The sequence below is a fragment of the Undibacterium sp. genome, assembly GCF_030683615.1.
Classification (GTDB): Bacteria; Pseudomonadota; Gammaproteobacteria; order Burkholderiales; family Burkholderiaceae_D; genus Undibacterium; species Undibacterium umbellatum.
This window is the reverse complement of record NZ_JAUXQE010000005.1, coordinates 323,717-343,176: the sequence shown is the minus strand read 5'-3', so window position 1 is coordinate 343,176 and position 19,460 is coordinate 323,717. Positions and strand designations below refer to the sequence as shown.

The following is a 19,460-nucleotide window of genomic DNA, read 5'->3' as shown; positions in this document are numbered from 1 at the left end:
CTCCTGTCATTTTAATAATAGATCACCAGCCTCCATGTTTGAAGCCGGATACAAATAGTTGCAATTCTCGGTATATAACACCATTTTCTGATTTTTCAATCAGCAAAGCTCCCTATTTTAGCATCGCCCATGCAAATTGCTCGAAATTGTCAGGATATCTGTAAAGAAAGCAGTACACAGAAATTAAAACAGGCAATCGCCAGTTAGCCTGGAGAATTGCCTGTTTTTTTTACACTGCCAATTTATTACACAAACAAGTAATTTTTAACGGCTAAAGGGTTTACCGTTTACTGACAGACTGCCTTGCTTCCATTCAATTTTGGAATTCAACATCTTGCCATTACGCGTGATAAAACCTTGTCCTTCAAAAGCCGAGATTTGCTGATTCAGTGAAGCCAGCGCCGCCTTTTGCATTTCAGGGTCTTTTTGCGAGGTTCCAGCCATTTGAGCAACCAATGTCTCGGTTAAAGTGATATCCAGATTACTTTGTATTTTTGAAATCATCATTATGGGATTGGCGATATCAGTTGCTGTAGCACCAGCAAGTTTGGCAGAACCGACCAGCTTGGCCTCTCCATCGGCTGTCATCACACTCAGACGTTCCAGCACCAACTCTGGGTCTTTTTGCAAAATCAGCGGAGCGACTTCATCCCATACTACTTTCAACGTCCCCAACTTTTCTGGATCACTCATCGCGTTTGTATAGGCAGTAGAAATTTTCGCCAGCGATGGGCCGTGCAGGCGCTTGACACCATAGTCATAATGGAAGTCACTGAAAGCCTTCTGGTCCAGAACAAATTTGCTGACACCAATTTTTGCTGCCAAATCGACCAACTCATCTTTCATACTGGCATCAGTACTCAGCTTGAACTGTTCCAGCGTAAAGCTTTTTTGCGGCCCCTCAGGATCGGTGACATTGATGCTGGCGATCGAAGCTTCTGTCTTGCCCAGATAAAGGCTGTTGGCAGGATAAGCCCTGCTGACATCGCCTTTCAAGCTAATTGCACCCAGTTTGAATGACAGGCCATCTGCACCATCTACTGATAATCCGGGCGCGTTGAAATTGACATTGATATCTTTGTAATCTTTAACAAAGCCGACTTCCATCGTCAAACCCTGCCAGACGACTTTTTCTTTATCCTTTTCAAGCACAGTATTAAATGCCGGGCTGGAAATATTGACGCGACCGCCACCGCCGTAGTTCAACTTGGCAGAAATCTCCAGCGGATTGGCTGTACCAAATACCTTCGCAAGTTGCGCCTTGGTTTCTTCATCCAAAACCAGCTCTGTCTTGATGGAAGCTGCACCAAATCCGCTAAAACCAGGCAAGGGGCCGTGCTGAATACGATTGATAAAGCGCAGCTGTACAGGCTTGGCTGCTTTTTCTGTTGGGGCAGGCACAGTTTCAGCTGCACTTCCCGATGCATCTACTGGCTCTTCTGCAACATCGTCATCTGACTGATCTGCGGCATCTGGCCCAGGAAAATCAGGCTTTTTTAGGCCTGGGAGATTAGCCAGTGTCAATTCCAGCGTTGTCTCTTGCACCGATGAAAACACGCCACGCTGATAATCTTGCTTGATCACTTTGACATAGGGAGAAAACTTGGACTGATCATTGGATTCTGTCAGTTTGGCTTCCACCTGTTTTCCGGTGTACCAGGATGCTGCCGGATATGACGCCGCCAAAACCACTACCACCGCGATCAATTTCATACTTTTGTTCACAAACTTTCTCCGTTTAAACTGCCGATATGCCATTTTTTGGCTTTAGCCAATGTGGCCAGCGAGGAGTGTAGCAAGCTTCTTTTGGATTGTCATTCTTGCATTCTACAAAGCAGACTTAAGTATGTGAAAAATCCGGCATTTGGCCTGGCCTTACCATCAAAATAGGGATGGCAAGCTCCAGCTCGCCATCCCCGCACTTTTCAGGTATTTTCTTCAGTCTGTTTTAACTGCTCCGTATGGTTGCCAAAGCAAGTTCCGAAGTATTTAATGCTCCCTCAACAAAGCCCTGGTAATCGGAATAAGCCTCACCAACGATATGGATGTTCTTGGCACCGCTGCCAAAGTCAAATGCCTTGAAAACATCCATGACCTTCCATGAACGCACCCCTGGTTGCCAGCCGTGATTGGCCGCTCCATAAGGTGCCCTGGCCCAGTCGCGTATGCCATAGGTGACGATGGAATCCTTGATAAAGTCGCGTGTGTCTTCCAGCGATTTTTCTTCAAACATATGCTGGGCCTGGTCTGTCAGTTTCAAGCCGGAACGTTTGATATCGACGAGGCGTTTGACATCGCGCGCGACGAACAAAGAGAACGCATCGACGATCTTGACGTTCTGGTCGATCTCGGCGCGGTCATGCTTGTCGGTTTCCATGACATAGTGCTTCCAGAACTCTGTCGATGGGCGGTCCATGTACAGCAAGACCATGCCGTGACCATCCTTGTCCTGTCCTTGCGGGCGGCGGAAATAATGGATTTCACGGGTAGGCAGGCAACTCGCATATTGCTGCGGACGCTGCGAATAATCCCACCACGGTGAATCTGTGACGAAAAACAGTTTCAACATCGGGAAACCATTCACCGCATCTAGCTGTGAAGAGACGTGCTCAGGCAGGCAGGATGCCAGCTTCACCAGCGGCATTCTTGGCAAAGCCAGGATCAACCTGTCGGTCTGCAACTGTATATTGCCATTCTTGGTATGCACATCCAGCTCCAGCCTGGGCTGGCCCATCGCGATTTGCTTGAAGCTGGTCAGCATATGACCTCCCGCCAGAGTGACATTACTGAGGCCGCGCAACTTGGCCATCAGGCTCTCGGTCAGTTTTGCCGTGCCACCATCCACACTGGCCAGTTGCTGTCCTACGGTTTTCAGGGCGCGCAGCCACCAGATGATCCATTCGATTGCATTCAGGTTTTCCGGGATCATGTGATAGAAAGTGCCAGTATCGCGCAGCTTGGTCAGTGCCAGATGGCTGAGTGCACCTTCGGCAGACATGGCGTTCCAGAAACCCATGCTCCACAGCGGTTGGCCATTCAGTTGTGCATGTTTGCGCATGCGCTGGTAATCAGCCTCAGTTTGGGCATCTATCCAGGCCTGGTTTTGTGGGTCTTGCCCCAAGATCAGCATGATGCCGCGCTTGAGCAATTGCAGGGAATTGAGGCCCATTTCTTCTGCGGGCAAATCATAGGTTGGTGCGTTGACTTCTTCACCTTCGGGGCCGCTGAACTCGGTCAGCTTGACGCCGAGGTCACGGCACAATTTATCAAAGCGCGGTTGCAGGGTAGGCTCGAAACGCATGGGGCCCCATTCAGCAATGAAGCCATCCAGATCTTCAGTTTCTATGCGGCCACCCCAGCGGTCGGATGAGGCTTCCAGCACCACGACTTTTTGCCCGGCCAGCGCCAGACGCCAGGCGCAATACAGACCAGAAATGCCGCCGCCGGCAATAATGACGGGATGATAATTCATATCAGACCTCTAGTATTCATTTGTCCACTCGGACGAGAGCGTCATTTTGCCTGCAAGCGGCCTGAATATAATTCGTATTACTGATCAGTCCGTCATTATTTACCGTATTAAATAAGACACTAACGCTGACTCAAACACCACGCGCCCGGTCAGCATGAAATTGCTGGACAAACTCAGGGAAGCGCTCGTCATCGAGTGCTTTACGGATGTTTTTCATCAAATCCAGATAGTAATGCAGATTGTGAATGGTATTCAAACGTGCGCCCAGGATTTCACCGGTGCGGTGCAAATGATGCAGGTAAGCGCGTGAGAAGTTCTTGCAGGCATAGCATTCGCAAGTCGCATCCAGCGGCTCTTTTTCTTCCTTGTAACGCGCGTTCTTGATCTTGATATCGCCAAAGCGGGTGAAGATCCAGCCATTGCGCGCATTGCGGGTAGGCATGACGCAGTCAAACATGTCTATGCCATTGGCAACACCAGCCACCAGGTCTTCTGGCGTACCAACGCCCATCAGGTAATGCGGCTTGTTTTCTGGCAGCTTGGGGCCGACATGCGCCAGTACGCGCATCATGTCTTCTTTAGGCTCACCTACAGACAGGCCGCCGATGGCGATGCCGTGGAAATTCAGTTCATTCAAGCCAGCCAGGGATTCATCGCGCAGGTGTTCAAACATGCCACCCTGGACGATGCCGAACAAGGCATTCGGGTTTTCGCCCTGGTTGAATTCATCGATGGAACGCTTGGCCCAGCGCAAAGACATGCGCATGGATTTACCAGCTTCCTCAGTCGTCGCTGGTCTGCCATCGATCTCATAAGGCGTGCATTCATCAAATTGCATGACGATGTCAGAATTCAGGGAGCGCTGAATCTGCATGGAAATCTCTGGCGATAAGAACAGGCGCTCACCATTGATAGGCGAAGAAAACTTGACGCCCTCTTCGGTGATTTTGCGCATCGCACCCAGCGAAAATACCTGGAAGCCACCAGAGTCAGTCAGGATAGGTTTGTCCCAGCCCATGAAATCATGCAGGCCACCAAACTTGTTGATCACATCCATGCCAGGCCGCAGCCACAGGTGGAAAGTATTGCCGAGGATGATATGTGCATCAATCTCTTTCAATTCCAGCGGCGACATCGCCTTAACCGAGCCATATGTACCAACTGGCATGAAGATTGGCGTTTCTATTTCACCATGGTTGACTTTGACACGGCCACGACGTGCAGCGGTAGTTTTATCTTTTTTAATCAGTGTAAATTCAAGCATGGTCTTCCCCGGAGGAATTGGTCAGCAACATGGCATCGCCATAGCTGAAAAAACGATATTGTTGAGCAATTGCATGTGCATAAGCGGCGCGGACGCGATCATACCCGGCAAATGCCGATACCAGCATCATCAAAGTAGATTTTGGTAAGTGGAAATTGGTGATAAGCCTGTCTACGGTTTTGAATACATAGCCGGGCGTGATGAACAGGCGGGTGTCATCACTACCAGCCTGCAAGGCACCAGTTTGCGAGGCAGACTCGAGTGCGCGCATGCTGGTAGTGCCAACAGCGACCACTTTACCACCAGCGGCTTTGATGGACTGCACGGCGGCCACGGTCTCCTCTGGCACGGTATACCATTCGCTGTGCATCTGGTGATCTGCCAGGTTTTCGGTACGCACAGGCTGGAAAGTGCCTGCGCCCACATGCAGGGTCACATAGGCGAGTTTGATACCCTTGTCCTGGCAACGCTGCAAAAGCGCCTCGTCAAAATGCAGGCCAGCCGTTGGTGCAGCTACCGCACCCGGCACGCGGTTATACACGGTCTGGTAACGCTGCTCGTCAAAGTCATCTGCATCATGTTCTATATAGGGCGGCAAAGGCAAACGGCCATAAGTTTCCAGCAGCGTGAAGATATCAGACGGGAAATACAGGGTAAAAAATTCACCGACACGCTCACCGACGACCACGTCGAAACTGTCAGCCAAACGGATTTTACTGCCTGGCAGTGGCGACTTGGAAGCGCGCATCTGTGCCAGTACGCTGCGTTCCTTGTCATTATTCGACAGCACACGCTCCACCAGCATCTGTATCTTGCCGCCACTTTCCTTGACGCCAAAAAAGCGCGCCTTGAGTACGCGGGTATCATTAAATACCAGCAAATCACCGGCGCACAGTTGATCAATGACATCAGCAAAATGCCGGTCTGTCAATTGATCACCATCTACATGCAAGAGGCGCGAAGCGGTACGATCGGGCAAAGGAGTTTGCGCGATCAGTGCTTCAGGCAGTTCAAAATCAAAATCACTTAGGGAGTAAGACATGCAAAAATTCTACAAAAAACGAAGGTAAAACAGGAAAAACAGACATAAAGCTACTTTACACTGTATAAAATACCAGTAGAATGCACACTATCGTAGCAAACCCGGGTAAGATCACAGACAAACAGCCTGAAACCCAAGGTTTTGTGAATTTCCTGAAAAAAGTAAGCTAACAGCAAAACCCACCATTTTACACCCCATGGCCGCTGAAGACCAAAGTGCAAGTGCAGAGTTAAAAAATACACAAGCTGATCCAGCTATAGCTGGCATCACTGCCTTGCCTGAGTCCAGTCCCAAAAAAACCGTAAAAAAAACCAAAATTCCTCCTAACACCGCAGCCAAGGCCAGTGAAAAACTTGCCAAACTGGGCCTGCGCAAGGACATGGATTTTGTCTTGCACCTGCCCATGCGCTATGAAGATGAAACTGAAATCGTCAGCATGCGCGATGCCTCTTTCCGTGGTGGCAGCAGTGTGCAGGTTGAAGGTGTAGTCACAGAATGCGATATCCAGTACCGCCCGCGCCGCCAGTTGGTGGTCACCATTGCGGATGATAGCGGGCAAGTCGTGCTGCGCTTTCTGAATTTTTATGGCAGCCAGACCAAGCAAATGGCCGTAGGTGTAAGAGTGCGGGCGCGTGGTGAATTACGCCATGGTTTTTTTGGTGCAGAGATGGTGCATCCGCACTACAAGATCGTCAATGAAGGCGCGCCATTACCGACTGCACTGACACCAGTTTATCCATCTGGAGAAGGTGTGCCACAAGCTTTATTGCGCAAGGCCATTGCCAATGCCATGACACGCGTCAACTGGCGCGATACCTTGTCGCCTGCCCGGCTGGCCGACCTGCATTTGCAGGATTTTGAAAGCAGCATACGCACCCTGCATAATCCACCGCCAGATGTCGATCAACATAGCCTGATAGAACGCGAACACCCGGCATGGGAACGCATGAAATTTGATGAATTGCTGGCACAACAATTATCACTGAAGCGCGCACAAATTACCCGCCGCAGCAAAGGCGCAAATGCCCTGCCATTAGTGGGCGAACTCAGTAATGCTTTCCTGCTGAACCTGCCGTTTTCCCTGACCAGGGCACAAGAAAAAGTATTGGCCGAGATACGCGATGACTTGCGTGAAGCCTTCCCCATGCAGCGTCTGTTGCAGGGCGACGTAGGCAGCGGTAAAACCATCGTTGCGGCACTGGCAGCAGCGCAAGCCATAGACAATGGTTTTCAGGCAGCGCTGATGGCGCCGACAGAAATTCTGGCCGAACAGCATTTCAGGAAAATCGCTGCCTGGCTGGAACCCCTTGGTGTTAAAACCGCCTGGCTGACCGGCAGTCTGAAGAAAAAAGAAAAAGACGCGGCAAATGCATTGATCACTTCCGGCGAAGCACAACTGGTGATAGGCACCCACGCTCTGATACAAGACAGTGTGCAATTCAAGAAACTGGGCCTGGTTATTGTCGATGAACAACACCGCTTTGGCGTCAGCCAGCGTCTGAATTTGGCCAACAAGACTGAGGCAGGCAAGGTACCACATCAACTGATGATGTCGGCCACGCCTATCCCCCGCACACTGGCGATGACGTACTACGCTGATCTTGAAGTGTCCATCATTGATGAATTGCCACCAGGCCGCACACCTATCGTCACCCGCGTTATCGACCAGAACCGCCGTGATGAAGTCATTGCCCGCGTGCAGGCTGCAGGGCAGGAAGGCAAACAAGTTTATTGGGTATGCCCACTGATAGAAGAATCAGAAACCCTGCAACTGCAAACGGCAACTGACACGCACACCATGCTTGCCGAAGCCTTGCCAGAACTGAAGGTAGGTCTGGTACATGGCCGCCTGAAACCGGCAGAAAAGCAGGCCACGATGGAAGCCTTCATCCGCAATGACAGCCAGGTGCTCGTAGCTACCACCGTGATAGAAGTTGGCGTCGATGTACCGAATGCCAGTTTGATGGTGATAGAACATGCCGAGCGTTTTGGCCTCTCGCAATTGCACCAGTTACGTGGCCGCGTAGGCCGTGGTGCCGAAGCCAGCGTCTGCCTGTTGCTGTATCAAGGTCCACTGGGTGGCACTGCCAAGCAAAGGCTGGCCACCATGCGCGAGAGTAATGATGGTTTTGAAATTGCGCGCAAGGACCTGGAATTGCGCGGGCCCGGTGAATTTCTCGGTGCGCGTCAATCCGGCGAAGCCATGTTACGCTTTGCCAACCTGGAAACCGATCAATGGCTGGTAGATAAGGCACGCAATCTGGCCGATGAATTATTAAAAAATGACCCTGTCACCGTTGCCGCTCATCTGGAGCGCTGGCTGGGATATAAAGAAGAATTTTTACGAGTATAAAAACCTATGCTGAATATCGTTAATGTTGATGTCAATAATCCACAGCATGCCAAAAACCTGGTCAGCATGCTTAATATGTATGCGCTTGATCCCATGGGTGGTGGCGAAGCGCTGTCTGATTATGCACAAGCTAATTTCATTAGCGAACTCAAAAAACGCAATACCGTGCGCGCCATTCTCGCTTATGTGGATGATCAGGCTGCCGGTTTTGCGATTTGCATAGAAGGTTTTTCCACCTTTGCCTGCAAATCTTTATTGAACATCCATGACTTTGCTGTGCACCCTGATTTTCGTGGTCAGGGCATAGGTAATAAAATGATGCAGCACCTGACTGCACTTTCTGAACAACAGGGTTATTGCAAGATGACGCTGGAAGTATTGGAGGGGAATACCCGTGCGCAAAATCTATATCGTGCAGAGGGCTTCGCACCGTACAAATTAAACCCGGAATTTGGTGGCGCGATCATCATGCAAAAGAAAATTGGCCAAGCCTGATTTCATCACATTGCCTGATGGAGATCAGCCAAACTTCTCCACCATGAAATCCACAAAACTGCGCAGCTTGGGCGTGCGGTATCTGTCCTGCAGATAAACCACGCTCAGCGCACGACTGGGCAGTTCATAGCCGGGAAATAATTGCACCAAAAACCCGGCCTTCACATCTGCCTGCAACAGTATTGCTGGCTGCAAGACGATGCCCAGGCCATGCAAGGCAGCAACCCGTAAAGCCTGGCCATGATTGACTTGCAACCTGCCGGTAACGGGGATGCGATAAATCTCATCCTGATCCTGCATGCGCCAGTTGGTAATGGCTGCCGGACTAAAAGACAGACACTCATGCTGCATCAGATCTTCTGGCTTTTCTGGCATGCCCTTGCGCGCCAGGTAGTCAGGTGAGGCGCAGATCATCAAGCGATATGGGCGCAATGATTTGGCGATGAGTGCTGAATCGGGTAAATCACCTATGCGTATCGCCACTTCAAAACCCTCTTCGAGCATATCCATAACGCGATCAGACAAACTCACATCGACGCTGACTTCAGGATAGCGCGCCAGATATTCTGACAATGCAGGCATCAGCGCCTCAGTACCAAAACTGACTGGCGCAGTAATGCGCAGCTTGCCTGCCGGGGCCAGTTGCAGGTTTTGTGCCTGCTTATCGGTTTCAGCGACCAGCCTGAGGATCTCCTTGCAACGCGCATAGTAATCCTCACCAAAAGCAGTCAGGTGCTGACGCCGGGTAGTCCTTTGCAGCAATTGCATGCCCAGACGTTTTTCCAGCATACGCAAATGATTGCCCGCCATGGTAGCCGAAATCCCACAAGCCATGGCCGCCCTGCTCAGGCTGCCTTTTTCCACGGCAAGAACATAGACCTTCATGCTGTCGAGCAAATCCATTCAACACTCCTGATTATAGATGTATCAATCATAGACTTATTTATCTCATTTTAGTTTCAAATAAGAATAGAGCCTTGTTTGCAGCCTTCGCTGGCAAACAAAAGCAATTCCCACACAATTTTTGGAGCTATACCATGTCTATCACCACACTTGCCTCCCGTTTTGCCAACCGCACCGTTCTGATCACAGGCGGAGGAACCGGCATGGGCAAAGCCGCCGCCCTGCGCTTTGGCCGTGAAGGAGCCAATGTCGTCATCGCTGGCCGCCGTCCTGCAGAAATTAATCTGGTTGCCGACGAAATCAAGGTAGCAGGAGGTATTGCCCTGGCTATATCCGCCGATGTCTCTGATGCAGAACAAGTCCAGGCACTGGTGCAAAAAACCGTCTCCACTTTTGGTGGCTTGCACATGGCCTGGAATAACGCTGGCATCCTCGGCGGCTTCCAGCCCTTTCAGGAAACCAGCCTGGCTGACTTCGATGCCGTCATGGCGACCAATCTGCGCGGCGTCTTCGCCTGCCTGAAACACGAAATTGCCGCCATGCAGGCAGCCGGTGTCGGCGGAGCCATCGTCAACACCTCCTCCTGGACCGCTCACGGTGCCATGCCCGGCCTGTCAGCCTATGCCGCAGGCAAAGCCGCCCTTGATGCCCTGACGCGCACGGTAGCAGTCGAAGTCGGCCCCCTGCAAATCCGCATCAACAACGTCAGCCCCGGCATCATCGCCACCCCCATGGCAAGTGGCGTGCTTGCATCCAGAACATCTGCACTGCCGTTCGAGAAGCAAACCCCATTGCAGCGCATAGGCCAGCCCGAAGACGTTGCCGATGCAGTGCTGTGGCTATTGTCAGACGATGCGCGTTTTGTGACCGGGCAAAGTTTGCTGGTGGATGGTGGCTTTACCATAGGCGGCTTGCGTCCCTGGTTTAATGGGTTTGTGGCGGAGCATGTTTGAGGACGAGAACCTTTGTTGTACATTTGAGTTTTTATAAAAACGTCTATCCTTCGTGGATACAAGCCGGGTCTCGGCCCGGCGGCCGAAATACTTTCTTTGCTTCGCCAAAGAAAGTATTCAAAGAAAGGCGACCGCAGACTCGCCCTGCGGGTGCATACGCTACGCTCCAGCATAATTTTTTGTACTGCACAAACGGGTGCCCCCTTTAGGGGGCGACGACGCCTGGGTCGCCTTTTTGGCACACTTTTTTGGCGAAGCAAAAAGGTGTGTAGCTGCCGGTCTACCACCGGCCTGCAATCGTAATTCAACAAGTGCAGGCATTGGAAATGTGCATCGGTGATGTTCGGCATGCTACGAACGCGACTGGAGCGCCAGCCCGGTGGAATGACGTATTAAGGGGTTGGGTAAAATGTAAAGCAATGGCTTCGGCAAAAGCCATCCGAGAAAAACTGTATCAATTTGCCGGGATGTGCAAATCCACATAAGCAAATCCTCCCTTCCTACCCCATAGCCAAAATCACAACTACCGCCCTCACCTCATGTCAAGGTAAAATCCCCCGCAGACTTTTTCTGACTACAAACGCATAAATGCCAAACTCACCGGCTCGTGCACACACTACATAAGGATCAGCAATGACTATAGATTTCAAAGGCCGTGTCGCCATCGTGACCGGTGCAGGTGGTGGTTTGGGACGTGAACATGCGCTGGCGCTGGCTGCGCGTGGTGCAAAAGTGGTGGTAAATGATCTGGGTGGGGCGCGGGATGGTTCCGGCGGTTCGTCTGCCGCTGCGCTGGCCGTGGTCGAAGAAATCCGTGCTGCTGGTGGCGAGGCGATAGCCAATGGTGCATCGGTCACCGATTTTGACGCAGTACAAGCGATGGTGGCAGACACCATGGCACAATGGGGGCGGGTTGATATCCTGGTCAACAATGCCGGTATCTTGCGCGACAAGAGTTTTGCCAAGATGGACATTGTCGACTTCAAACTGGTGCTGGATGTGCATCTGATGGGTGCAGTACATTGCTGCAAGGCAGTCTGGGCCATCATGACAGAACAAAAATATGGCCGCATCGTCATGACTACTTCTTCTTCAGGTTTATATGGCAATTTTGGCCAGTCCAATTATGGTGCCGCCAAGATGGCTCTGGTTGGACTGATGCAAACGCTGGCGCTGGAAGGGGCAAAGTATGATATTCGTGTCAATAGCCTGGCACCTACAGCGGCAACACGCATGACGGAAAGCCTGTTCCCGTCAGAATTCCTGGCTGCATTGCAACCATCTGATGTGGTACCAGCCATGCTGGTACTGGCGTCTGAGCAGGCACCTAGCCGTGCCATCCTGTGTGCGGGCGCTGGCAGCTTTGAAGCCGCGAATATCACCCTGACACAGGGTGTCTGGGTAGGTCGCGGCGATGATGCACCTGAGCAACTGGCAGCACGTCTGGCTGAAGTTCGTCAACGAGATGGTGAAACTGTGCCAGAAAGCGGCGCAGCGCAAGGGCATCTGGAACTGACCAAGGCGATGAGCCAGACCAAAGGCTAATCCTGCACATGTTGATTCAAGAAGGAGTAGCACATCACGGCTACTCCTTTGTCATGCACCATAAATCAGGCTCAAGACACTGCGCCAGATCAATCATGATGCAAACAGTTTGCGACTCACAAAGAATTTAATTTCAAGCAGAGTATGTGCCAAAACAGGTAGATATCGTATATACAGTATGACTGTCAGAAAATACTCCCCCCTGTAATTGTTAAATTCAGGAAAAAATTTGCGCTCTGTACAAAGCTCTTGCTGACGCTGCCCTCAGTCTGTGCCAAACTAACGGCATGACACTCACAGAATTAAAATATATTGTTGCCGTAGCCCGGCAAAAACATTTTGGCCATGCGGCAGAAGCCTGTTTTGTCGCCCAGCCTACGCTGTCTGTCGCCATCAAAAAATTGGAAGATGAACTGGGCGTCACCATTTTTGAACGTGGTGGCACCGAGGTCTCGACCACCCCCCTGGGTGCACAGATTGTTGCCCAGGCTGAACGCGTGCTGGAACAAACTGCTGCCATCAAGGAAATCGCCAAACAAAACAAAGACCCGCTGGCTGGCCCTTTCCGGCTCGGCGTTATTTATACAATCGGCCCCTACTTGCTGCCTACCCTGGTGAAAACCATGATACAGCAGGTGCCGCAAATGCCTTTGGTGCTGCAAGAGAATTTCACCGTCAAACTAATGGAGTTATTGCGTCAGGGTGAACTGGATGCCGCCATCATGGCCCTGCCCCTGCCAGACCAGGGCATGATGATACAACCGCTATATGACGAGCCTTTTGTGGTTGCCATGCCGCGTGACCATGCATGGGTAGAGCGCAAGGAAGTCTCGGCCGAAGAATTGAAATCAGAAACCATGCTCTTGCTGGGTAATGGCCATTGCTTCCGCGACCAGGTGCTGGAAGTGTGCCCGGAAATGTCACGCTACTCGACTGCTGGTGATGGCATTGCACGTACCTTTGAAGGTTCTTCACTGGAAACCATACGCCATATGGTGGCTTCTGGCATAGGCATTACGGTATTGCCTATGGCATCAGTACCCGACATGGATGCCAAGGATGGCATGCTGCGCTACCTGCCCTTTACTGCACCGGCACCCGACCGTCGCGTCGTGATTGCATGGCGCAAGAGTTTTACCCGTCAGGCGGCGATTGAAGCCATACGCAAGGCTGTGCTGGATTGCGATCTGCCTGGCGTCACCATGCTGGACGAAGCGCCCAGCACTCAATAATTTTTATCCCCCCGTACCATGAGCAAAGTTGTGATAGCAACCGCACGCCTGCAATTGCGGGTACTGATGCCCGAACATGCCCCCATGATGCAGCAATATTTGCTGCTCAACCGTAGCCACCTTGCCCCATGGGAACCGGTACGTGACGAAGATTTTTTCTCCCTGGAAAAATGCGAAGAACGGCTGCTTTCCAGCTCACGCCTCATAGAAGCTGGTCTGGCCTTGCATTTTGCAGTTTGCATGGATGAAAAGATGATAGGCATTTGCAATTTCAGCAATATCGTCCGGGGTGTATTTCATGCCTGTCACCTGGGTTATGCAATTGCAGAAAAACAGCAAGGCCAGGGCTATATGCAGGAAGCAGTGAGGGCTGGCATTGCCCACATGTTCCAGCAACAGGGCCTGCATCGCGTCATGGCCAATTACGTGCCTGAAAACCTGCGCAGCGCCGCCTTGCTGGAGCGTCTGGGTTTTGAGAAGGAAGGCTATGCCAAGTCTTACCTCAAGATTAATGGCATCTGGCGAGACCATATTTTGACTGCCCTGGTCAATCAAAATAACTGAGCGAGACAATTAACCTCACAGTCACACCCTAGCAAACTGCTCATCTTTGAGTAGAGCGAAAAGTATATATTGCGGTCTTTTGCGAAACTCGCTGGTGAAATTAGGGTCTATCACAAAAAACCCAGTTCACCACATTTCTACAGAAAGCTTCAGTTCATGTCATTGTCCCGGATCCTGGCAGTACTCGCCTGCGCAGCAGCCAGCTTTTTAACCTTTGACAGCCTTGCACAAACCACTGGCGACACACAAAATTCCAGCCCTGCGGCCCATGGTGAGACCAGCCGCCCTAAAGTTGCCCTGGTTTTATCTGGAGGAGGGGCGCGTGGTTTCGCCCATATAGGTGTCTTGCGTGCCTTGCGCAAAATGCGCATACCGGTGGATATGGTGGTCGGCACCAGTATAGGCGCTGTCGTTGGTGGTGCTTACGCTGCCGGTCGCTCTGCGGATGAGCTGGAGCAAATCGTCCGTGAAACCGATTGGGAAAGCGTACTGGCTGACCGCCCGGCCCGCTATGACCTGGATTTCCGCCGTAAAGAAGAAGACTTGATGCTGCCTTCACGCATAGAATTTGCGGTCACCAAGTCTGGCGTATTTTTACCGCCAGCAGCCGCAGGCAATGCCGCGCTGGAAAACGCCCTGACGCGCCTGATGCCTGAAGGCATGCGCGACCAGCCAGTCAATCAATTGGCACTGCCCTTCCTGTCTGTCGCTTCTGATTTGCTGACTGGTGAGATGGTGGAATTGAATGACACCCCTCTGCTGATGAGCATGCGTGCCTCACTCGCCTTGCCGGGTGTTTTTGCCCCTGTGCGTATCAAGCAAAAACTGGTTGTTGATGGCGGACTGGTCAGTAACCTGCCGGTAGAGCTGGCACGTGCCATGGGTGCGGATATAATCATTGCCGTCAATGTCGGCACGCCCCTGGCGAAGGAGAACGAACTCAATAGTGCCATTGATGTCACCAAACAAATGCTGCAAATCCTGACTGAGCAAAATGTGCAGCGCTCGATCAAGGACTTGCGCAAGACGGACGTGTTGATAGCACCAGAATTATCCGGCATCAGCTTTCTCGATTTTGGGCAATTTCAGCGATCCATAAAAGCAGGCGAAATCGCCGCCAACAAAATGGCAGCGCAACTGACTGCCTTGCGCGTACCAGACGAGCAATACGCCATTTTTGAGGAGCAGCGTTCCAATATTAGCCAAACGACAAAAAAAGCCACTGATAAACTGCCGCTGGCAAAAATCGAAGTCGAAGGTCCTCGCTATATCAATCCCCAGGCATTGATAGCGCAGACTGGCTTGAAGCCCGGCCAGGCTCTATCCCAGGAGCAGATCAGGCAAGCATCCGCCAAGCTGTATGGCCGTGGTGACATAGACAATATAGAAACGATCATCTCTGACGAAGATGGCAAGCGCAACGTATTGATTAAACCATCAGAGTCAAATTCCAGCCGTAACAGACTGCGTGTTGGACTGGAACTGACCAGTGATTTTGCTGACGAAAATCGCTTTGGCCTGAGCGTCTTGCATATAGCATCTTCACTCAATACTTACGGTGCTGAACTGCGGAGCCATGCACGGATAGGTAGCATACGTCAGTTCGGCACACAATTTTGGCAACCACTGGCAACTGGTTCCCCCTGGTATATCGCCCCGTCTCTCGAATACAATGGCCGCTCCGTGGATTTGTATGACGAAGGTCGCAAGAGTCTGCGTATCGGTGTGCGTGGCACTCAAGCCAGTTTGGCGTTTGGACGCCAGCTTGACAACTGGGGCAATATAGAAGCAGGGGTCAGACGTAGTTTTGGCAAAGTCGATATTCTCTTGCCCGCAATAACGGTTCAAGACAGCTTGCGCGCCTATGGCACCACGCAATTCTTGCGCTTCCGTCTGGACACTCTGGATTCACTTGCCAATCCAACCCGAGGTGTTTTGTTGGATTCTTATTTCGAGCATTCGCCAGCAAAAGGATCAGTTGGACCATCACAAGCACAATCAGAAGTCTTGGCAATGGCTGCCTTTCAGTCTGGGGATTGGGCTGGCCACCTGTACGGAGAATGGGGTAAGTCCATGCAGGGCAACGCTCCCTCACCACTGGGTGGTTTCTTGCGTCTTTCAGGCACAGCAAATAATTCGCTTGAAGGGAGTACCTCGGCTTTTGCGCGTGTCGTTCTCGCACGCAAGATCGGATCCTTGCCCACGGCAGTTGGAGGAGCGATCAGAATAGGTTTTTCTGCAGAGTTAGGAAACAACTATGGTCGCGGACAGTCACTGAAGCTTGGAAATTTAAAACAGGCCGGCAGCGCCCACATATCTGTCGATACCCGTTTTGGCCCGCTGTTCTTTGGTGCCGGTGCAACGCGTGGCAATGGCTCTTCGCTCTATCTTTTCCTCGGTCCCATCTGGTGAATCTGGTGAGTCAAACCTTTGACTGGCGCTGCAGCCTCAGGGCGACGCAGCGCGGTAAAGGCAGAAAACTCCCAGGATCTGAAACCAACCAGCAGGGTAAAACCATCACGCTCTTCTGGCCTTAAACGACGGTCATCCTGATGCAAACGAGCCAGTTCAGCTGCCAGCTGCTGGATCTTTTGCACCATTTCCATGGCGCTATGCGATGACACTCTGGCTGGGACAAAAAGCAGGGTTTCGCCCTGTCCATCAAAACTGCCAGCAAAATAATCCCCTACCACCACATCACGGAAATACTGCTGTACCGGACCATCAGCACGCCAATGAAAAGCTGGCGAGACCTTCAGGCGATAGCGGTTCAAAGGGCGCAATTCTATGACATCCAGTTTATCCAGGGCGATCAGATGCAAGACGCATTCTGCTTCCGACAAGTGATAGGTTTCTATGATCTGCTCCAGGGTCCAGTGCCCCAGGCAACAAATCGCTACCAGTAATAACTTGGGGTCTGCCATCAGCGATTGTTCTTGCGCCAGGCTCAGGGTATCGGCATGGGGCGTGACATCGGCGGCCTGGCGCAATACATCTTCCATGGCGATGCCAGACGCCTTGCAGATTTCCGCCAGGCGCGACAGGCTCATATCCTTTTGCCCAAACATGCGCTTCATGCTGGATTCACTCATACCTATCCGCTCTGCCAGCATTTTGTACGTTACGCCTGCTGCACGTAATTCAGAACGCAAGACTTTCAAGACTAATTCGGGTGAGCTCATGAGGACATCCTGACTAAATGTGAAATTTTGCAAATGGTATCGCAATTCAACACCAAAGATACTGAATAACAATTCTTTCAGCAATTTTCTGGTACGTTTTTTTAATTATTGCGACACTTCGACCTGCAAATACGGTGTGAAGTTCAATAGCGGGAAATCTCAGAATTGAAATACGCTGATTGTGACCAAGTTAATGGCGATTTCAGCCGCGGTGATTCAGTCTAGAGGGAACAGGAATGAAAACAAGAAGCGATATGGGTGATAGCAGTGACACGATACGCAGATATGTCACAGCGCTACTCCTGACTATTGTCGTGTTTGGTCTCGGTTACATTTGTGGCCAGCAGACAGGCAAAGCTGTCCCAGCATTTGAGAAGGCGAATGGATTGAGTGGACCACCCAGTCGCGCCAGTGCGCGCTCTGAATTTTTTCAACAGCAAAAGCCGCAGCGCAAAGCTGCGCTGATAGTCTGAGTCACTCAGCAACCCTGACTACGTCAGATGCGTTTGGTAGTCACTGGATCAAACCAGTGCACGACATCCGGCGCAAAGCCAACCGATGTGCGTTGACCTGCTTGCACCGCCGTGCCTGCAGGTGTGCGTATAACCATGGGTTCACCACCGCATAGACCATGGACCAGCAAATCTGCCCCCAGCGACTCTACCAGTTGTACTTCAAGTGGCAAGCCTGGCATGCCTATGAACAAATGTTCTGGACGCACGCCCAGTATCAGTTCACGATTGGCGACGCACTCTGCTTGGCTTTGCGCCAGCGGCAATGACACCAGAGCCTTACCTATCTGCATTTGCCGGCCATTTTCTGTGAGCTTGCCACGCAAGAGATTCATGGGTGGAGAACCGATAAAGCTGGCGACGAAAGTAGTGGCTGGTGTTGCATACACTTCTGCCGGTGTACCTATCTGTTCAGCGACACCACCATTCATGACGATCATGCGCTGGCCCAGAGTCATGGCCTCGACCTGGTCATGGGTGACATACAGGCTGGTGGTGCCTAGAGCCTTGTGCAGGCGCTGGATTTCCAGACGCATTTGCACCCGCAATTTGGCATCCAGATTCGACAGCGGTTCATCGAATAAAAATACTGCAGGTTCCCTGACAATCGCACGCCCCATGGCAACCCGCTGGCGCTGACCGCCAGACAATTGGCGCGGAGTCCTGTCCAGCAAAGCACCCAGTTCCAGTATCTGCGCGGCTTTTTGTACCCTGGTTTCTATATCGGCTTTGGAAAAACCGCGTATCTTCAAACCATAAGCCATGTTCTGATACACGCTCATATGTGGGTAGAGGGCATAGTTCTGGAACACCATGGCAATATCCCTGTCCTTGGGTTCCAGCTCATTGACGACCCTGTCACCAATGACGATATCGCCAGAAGTAATTTCTTCCAGCCCCGCCACCATGCGCAAGAGTGTCGATTTGCCACAGCCAGAAGGACCAACCATGACGATGAATTCTCCATGGTTGATATCCATGGAAATGCCATGGATGACAGCAACTGCCTTATCGCCCTTGCCGTAAGTCTTGGTAACGTTTTTAAAGTGTAGTTGTGCCATAAGGTATTTGTATAACGTGTTTCTTTAATTTATTTTTCTGAGTCAACGAGACCTTTAACAAACCACTTCTGCATGATGACTACCACCAACCCAGGTGGCAACATCGCCAGTAACAGGGTCGCCATCACCATATTCCATTCGACTGCAGCATCTCCGCCCGCAATCATGCGTTTGATACCCACACCTATCGGGTACATATTCTGTTCTGTCGACACCAGCAAGGGCCACAGATACTGATTCCAGCCATAAATGAACATGATGACGAACAGGGCAATCACATTGGTACGTGAAAGCGGCCACAGAATATCTTTAAAGAAGCGCAAGGGACCAGCACCATCGATGCGTGCTGCTTCCGCCAGCTCATCGGGCACGGTTAAAAAAAACTGCCTGAACAAGAATGTCGCCGTTGCCGAGGCGATCAACGGTACAGTCAACCCGGCATAGCTATTGAGCATGGACAAGTCAGACACCACCTTATAAGTCGGACTGATACGCACTTCAACAGGCAGCATCAGGGTGACAAAAATCATCCAGAAAAACAGCGTACGGCCAGGAAAGCGGAAGTAAACGAGCGCAAAAGCAGACAACATGGAAATCGAAATCTTGCCGACGGCGATCATCAGCGCAGATACCAGGCTGACCCACATCATGCGCCCCACCGGGCTGCTGGCGACATTGCCTGATGTACCGGTCCCCAGCACTGCCTGCAGATTGATCCAGAGCTGGTCGCCCGGTATCAGGGACATAGGTGCCAGGGCAGACTGTTCAGCCGTCTGGCTGGCGGCAACAAAGGCAACATAGATGGGAAAAGCCACCAGGCTGACTCCAAGTATCAGGATAAAGTGGCTGAACATACCCAGAAAAGGTCGGCGTTCTATCATG

Annotated in this window: 16 protein-coding genes; 8 read left to right on the top strand and 8 right to left on the bottom strand. The window is 51.5% G+C overall.

Translation table 11 applies throughout. The annotated features are described in order from the left end of the window. Positions 1-264 precede the first annotated feature (264 nt). The 4 genes from Q8K39_RS02850 to queA all read right to left on the bottom strand — a co-directional run bounded on the left by Q8K39_RS02850 (position 265) and on the right by queA (position 5,778). A complete protein-coding gene (locus Q8K39_RS02850; RefSeq protein WP_305258201.1) occupies positions 265-1,713 on the bottom strand; it encodes a YdgA family protein in 1,449 nt (482 codons plus the stop codon). 235 nt (positions 1,714-1,948) lie between these two features. Further along, positions 1,949-3,472 carry an FAD-dependent oxidoreductase gene (locus Q8K39_RS02845; protein WP_305258200.1) on the bottom strand — a complete coding sequence of 508 codons (1,524 nt, stop codon included), beginning with the start codon at positions 3,470-3,472 and terminating at the stop codon, positions 1,949-1,951. A 130-nt stretch (positions 3,473-3,602) separates the two neighbouring features. Further along, on the bottom strand, positions 3,603-4,736 hold the full coding sequence (gene tgt, locus Q8K39_RS02840) for a tRNA guanosine(34) transglycosylase Tgt (RefSeq protein ID WP_186952183.1): 1,134 nt from the start codon (positions 4,734-4,736) through the stop codon (positions 3,603-3,605). Beyond that, positions 4,729-5,778: a tRNA preQ1(34) S-adenosylmethionine ribosyltransferase-isomerase QueA gene (gene queA / locus Q8K39_RS02835; protein WP_305258199.1), complete on the bottom strand. Its 1,050-nt coding sequence runs from the start codon at positions 5,776-5,778 to the stop codon at positions 4,729-4,731. Before queA ends, tgt begins: the two co-directional genes overlap by 8 nt. Before the next feature lie 196 nt (positions 5,779-5,974). Here queA and recG point away from each other — a divergent pair, with 196 nt between their 5' ends. Further along, the gene (gene recG / locus Q8K39_RS02830; protein WP_305258198.1) at positions 5,975-8,131 is read left to right on the top strand and encodes an ATP-dependent DNA helicase RecG; all 2,157 of its coding nucleotides are present in this window, start codon (positions 5,975-5,977) and stop codon (positions 8,129-8,131) included. A 6-nt stretch (positions 8,132-8,137) separates the two neighbouring features. Next, positions 8,138-8,626, top strand: coding sequence for a GNAT family N-acetyltransferase (locus Q8K39_RS02825; RefSeq protein ID WP_305258197.1), 489 nt, complete (start codon positions 8,138-8,140; stop codon positions 8,624-8,626). Positions 8,627-8,650: 24 nt separating this feature from the next. Here the strand turns inward: Q8K39_RS02825 and Q8K39_RS02820 are convergent, their stop codons facing one another. After that, a complete protein-coding gene (locus Q8K39_RS02820) occupies positions 8,651-9,529 on the bottom strand; it encodes a LysR family transcriptional regulator (protein WP_305258196.1) in 879 nt (292 codons plus the stop codon). Between the two features lie 134 nt (positions 9,530-9,663). Between Q8K39_RS02820 and Q8K39_RS02815 the strand changes: the two genes are divergently transcribed. From Q8K39_RS02815 to Q8K39_RS02795, 5 genes are all read left to right on the top strand, one after another. After that, complete coding sequence (locus Q8K39_RS02815; RefSeq protein WP_305258195.1) at positions 9,664-10,482, top strand: SDR family NAD(P)-dependent oxidoreductase; 819 nt, start codon at positions 9,664-9,666, stop codon at positions 10,480-10,482. A gap of 633 nt (positions 10,483-11,115) precedes the next feature. Next, on the top strand, positions 11,116-12,027 hold the full coding sequence (locus tag Q8K39_RS02810; protein WP_305258194.1) for an SDR family NAD(P)-dependent oxidoreductase: 912 nt from the start codon (positions 11,116-11,118) through the stop codon (positions 12,025-12,027). A 287-nt stretch (positions 12,028-12,314) separates the two neighbouring features. Beyond that, positions 12,315-13,259, top strand: a complete 945-nt coding sequence (locus tag Q8K39_RS02805) for a hydrogen peroxide-inducible genes activator (RefSeq protein ID WP_305258193.1) — start codon at positions 12,315-12,317, stop codon at positions 13,257-13,259. Positions 13,260-13,277: 18 nt separating this feature from the next. Continuing rightward, positions 13,278-13,823: a ribosomal protein S5-alanine N-acetyltransferase gene (gene rimJ, locus Q8K39_RS02800; protein WP_305258192.1), complete on the top strand. Its 546-nt coding sequence runs from the start codon at positions 13,278-13,280 to the stop codon at positions 13,821-13,823. A 156-nt stretch (positions 13,824-13,979) separates the two neighbouring features. Then, positions 13,980-16,235 (top strand): patatin-like phospholipase family protein, encoded by a 2,256-nt coding sequence (locus tag Q8K39_RS02795; RefSeq protein ID WP_305258191.1) that lies wholly within the window; start codon positions 13,980-13,982, stop codon positions 16,233-16,235. Here Q8K39_RS02795 and Q8K39_RS02790 read toward each other — a convergent pair. Continuing rightward, positions 16,208-17,005 carry a helix-turn-helix transcriptional regulator gene (locus Q8K39_RS02790; RefSeq protein ID WP_186952173.1) on the bottom strand — a complete coding sequence of 266 codons (798 nt, stop codon included), beginning with the start codon at positions 17,003-17,005 and terminating at the stop codon, positions 16,208-16,210. The genes Q8K39_RS02795 and Q8K39_RS02790 overlap by 28 nt on opposite strands. 236 nt (positions 17,006-17,241) lie before the next feature. On the opposite strand from Q8K39_RS02790, the gene Q8K39_RS02785 reads away from it, so the two are divergent. Beyond that, positions 17,242-17,478: a hypothetical protein gene (locus Q8K39_RS02785; RefSeq protein ID WP_186952172.1), complete on the top strand. Its 237-nt coding sequence runs from the start codon at positions 17,242-17,244 to the stop codon at positions 17,476-17,478. 23 nt (positions 17,479-17,501) lie between these two features. On the opposite strand, the gene Q8K39_RS02780 is transcribed toward Q8K39_RS02785, so the two are convergent. Together Q8K39_RS02780 and ugpE are read right to left on the bottom strand one after the other, a co-directional pair. Continuing rightward, entirely contained in the window at positions 17,502-18,578 is a 1,077-nt protein-coding gene (locus Q8K39_RS02780; protein ID WP_305258190.1) for a sn-glycerol-3-phosphate import ATP-binding protein UgpC, read from the bottom strand. 29 nt (positions 18,579-18,607) lie between these two features. Next, complete coding sequence (ugpE, locus tag Q8K39_RS02775; protein ID WP_305258189.1) at positions 18,608-19,459, bottom strand: sn-glycerol-3-phosphate ABC transporter permease UgpE; 852 nt, start codon at positions 19,457-19,459, stop codon at positions 18,608-18,610. Position 19,460 lies beyond the last annotated feature (1 nt).

Coding starts and splice junctions, on each gene's coding strand:
- Q8K39_RS02850 (WP_305258201.1), bottom strand. CDS start 1,713: ATGAAATTGATCGCGGTGGTAGTGGTTTTGGCGGCGTCATATCCGGCA.
- tgt (WP_186952183.1), bottom strand. CDS start 4,736: ATGCTTGAATTTACACTGATTAAAAAAGATAAAACTACCGCTGCACGT.
- Q8K39_RS02785 (WP_186952172.1), top strand. CDS start 17,242: ATGAAAACAAGAAGCGATATGGGTGATAGCAGTGACACGATACGCAGA.
- queA (WP_305258199.1), bottom strand. CDS start 5,778: ATGTCTTACTCCCTAAGTGATTTTGATTTTGAACTGCCTGAAGCACTG.
- recG (WP_305258198.1), top strand. CDS start 5,975: ATGGCCGCTGAAGACCAAAGTGCAAGTGCAGAGTTAAAAAATACACAA.
- Q8K39_RS02780 (WP_305258190.1), bottom strand. CDS start 18,578: ATGGCACAACTACACTTTAAAAACGTTACCAAGACTTACGGCAAGGGC.
- Q8K39_RS02845 (WP_305258200.1), bottom strand. CDS start 3,472: ATGAATTATCATCCCGTCATTATTGCCGGCGGCGGCATTTCTGGTCTG.
- Q8K39_RS02795 (WP_305258191.1), top strand. CDS start 13,980: ATGTCATTGTCCCGGATCCTGGCAGTACTCGCCTGCGCAGCAGCCAGC.
- Q8K39_RS02810 (WP_305258194.1), top strand. CDS start 11,116: ATGACTATAGATTTCAAAGGCCGTGTCGCCATCGTGACCGGTGCAGGT.
- Q8K39_RS02805 (WP_305258193.1), top strand. CDS start 12,315: ATGACACTCACAGAATTAAAATATATTGTTGCCGTAGCCCGGCAAAAA.
- Q8K39_RS02815 (WP_305258195.1), top strand. CDS start 9,664: ATGTCTATCACCACACTTGCCTCCCGTTTTGCCAACCGCACCGTTCTG.
- ugpE (WP_305258189.1), bottom strand. CDS start 19,459: ATGATAGAACGCCGACCTTTTCTGGGTATGTTCAGCCACTTTATCCTG.
- Q8K39_RS02790 (WP_186952173.1), bottom strand. CDS start 17,005: ATGAGCTCACCCGAATTAGTCTTGAAAGTCTTGCGTTCTGAATTACGT.
- Q8K39_RS02820 (WP_305258196.1), bottom strand. CDS start 9,529: ATGGATTTGCTCGACAGCATGAAGGTCTATGTTCTTGCCGTGGAAAAA.
- Q8K39_RS02825 (WP_305258197.1), top strand. CDS start 8,138: ATGCTGAATATCGTTAATGTTGATGTCAATAATCCACAGCATGCCAAA.
- rimJ (WP_305258192.1), top strand. CDS start 13,278: ATGAGCAAAGTTGTGATAGCAACCGCACGCCTGCAATTGCGGGTACTG.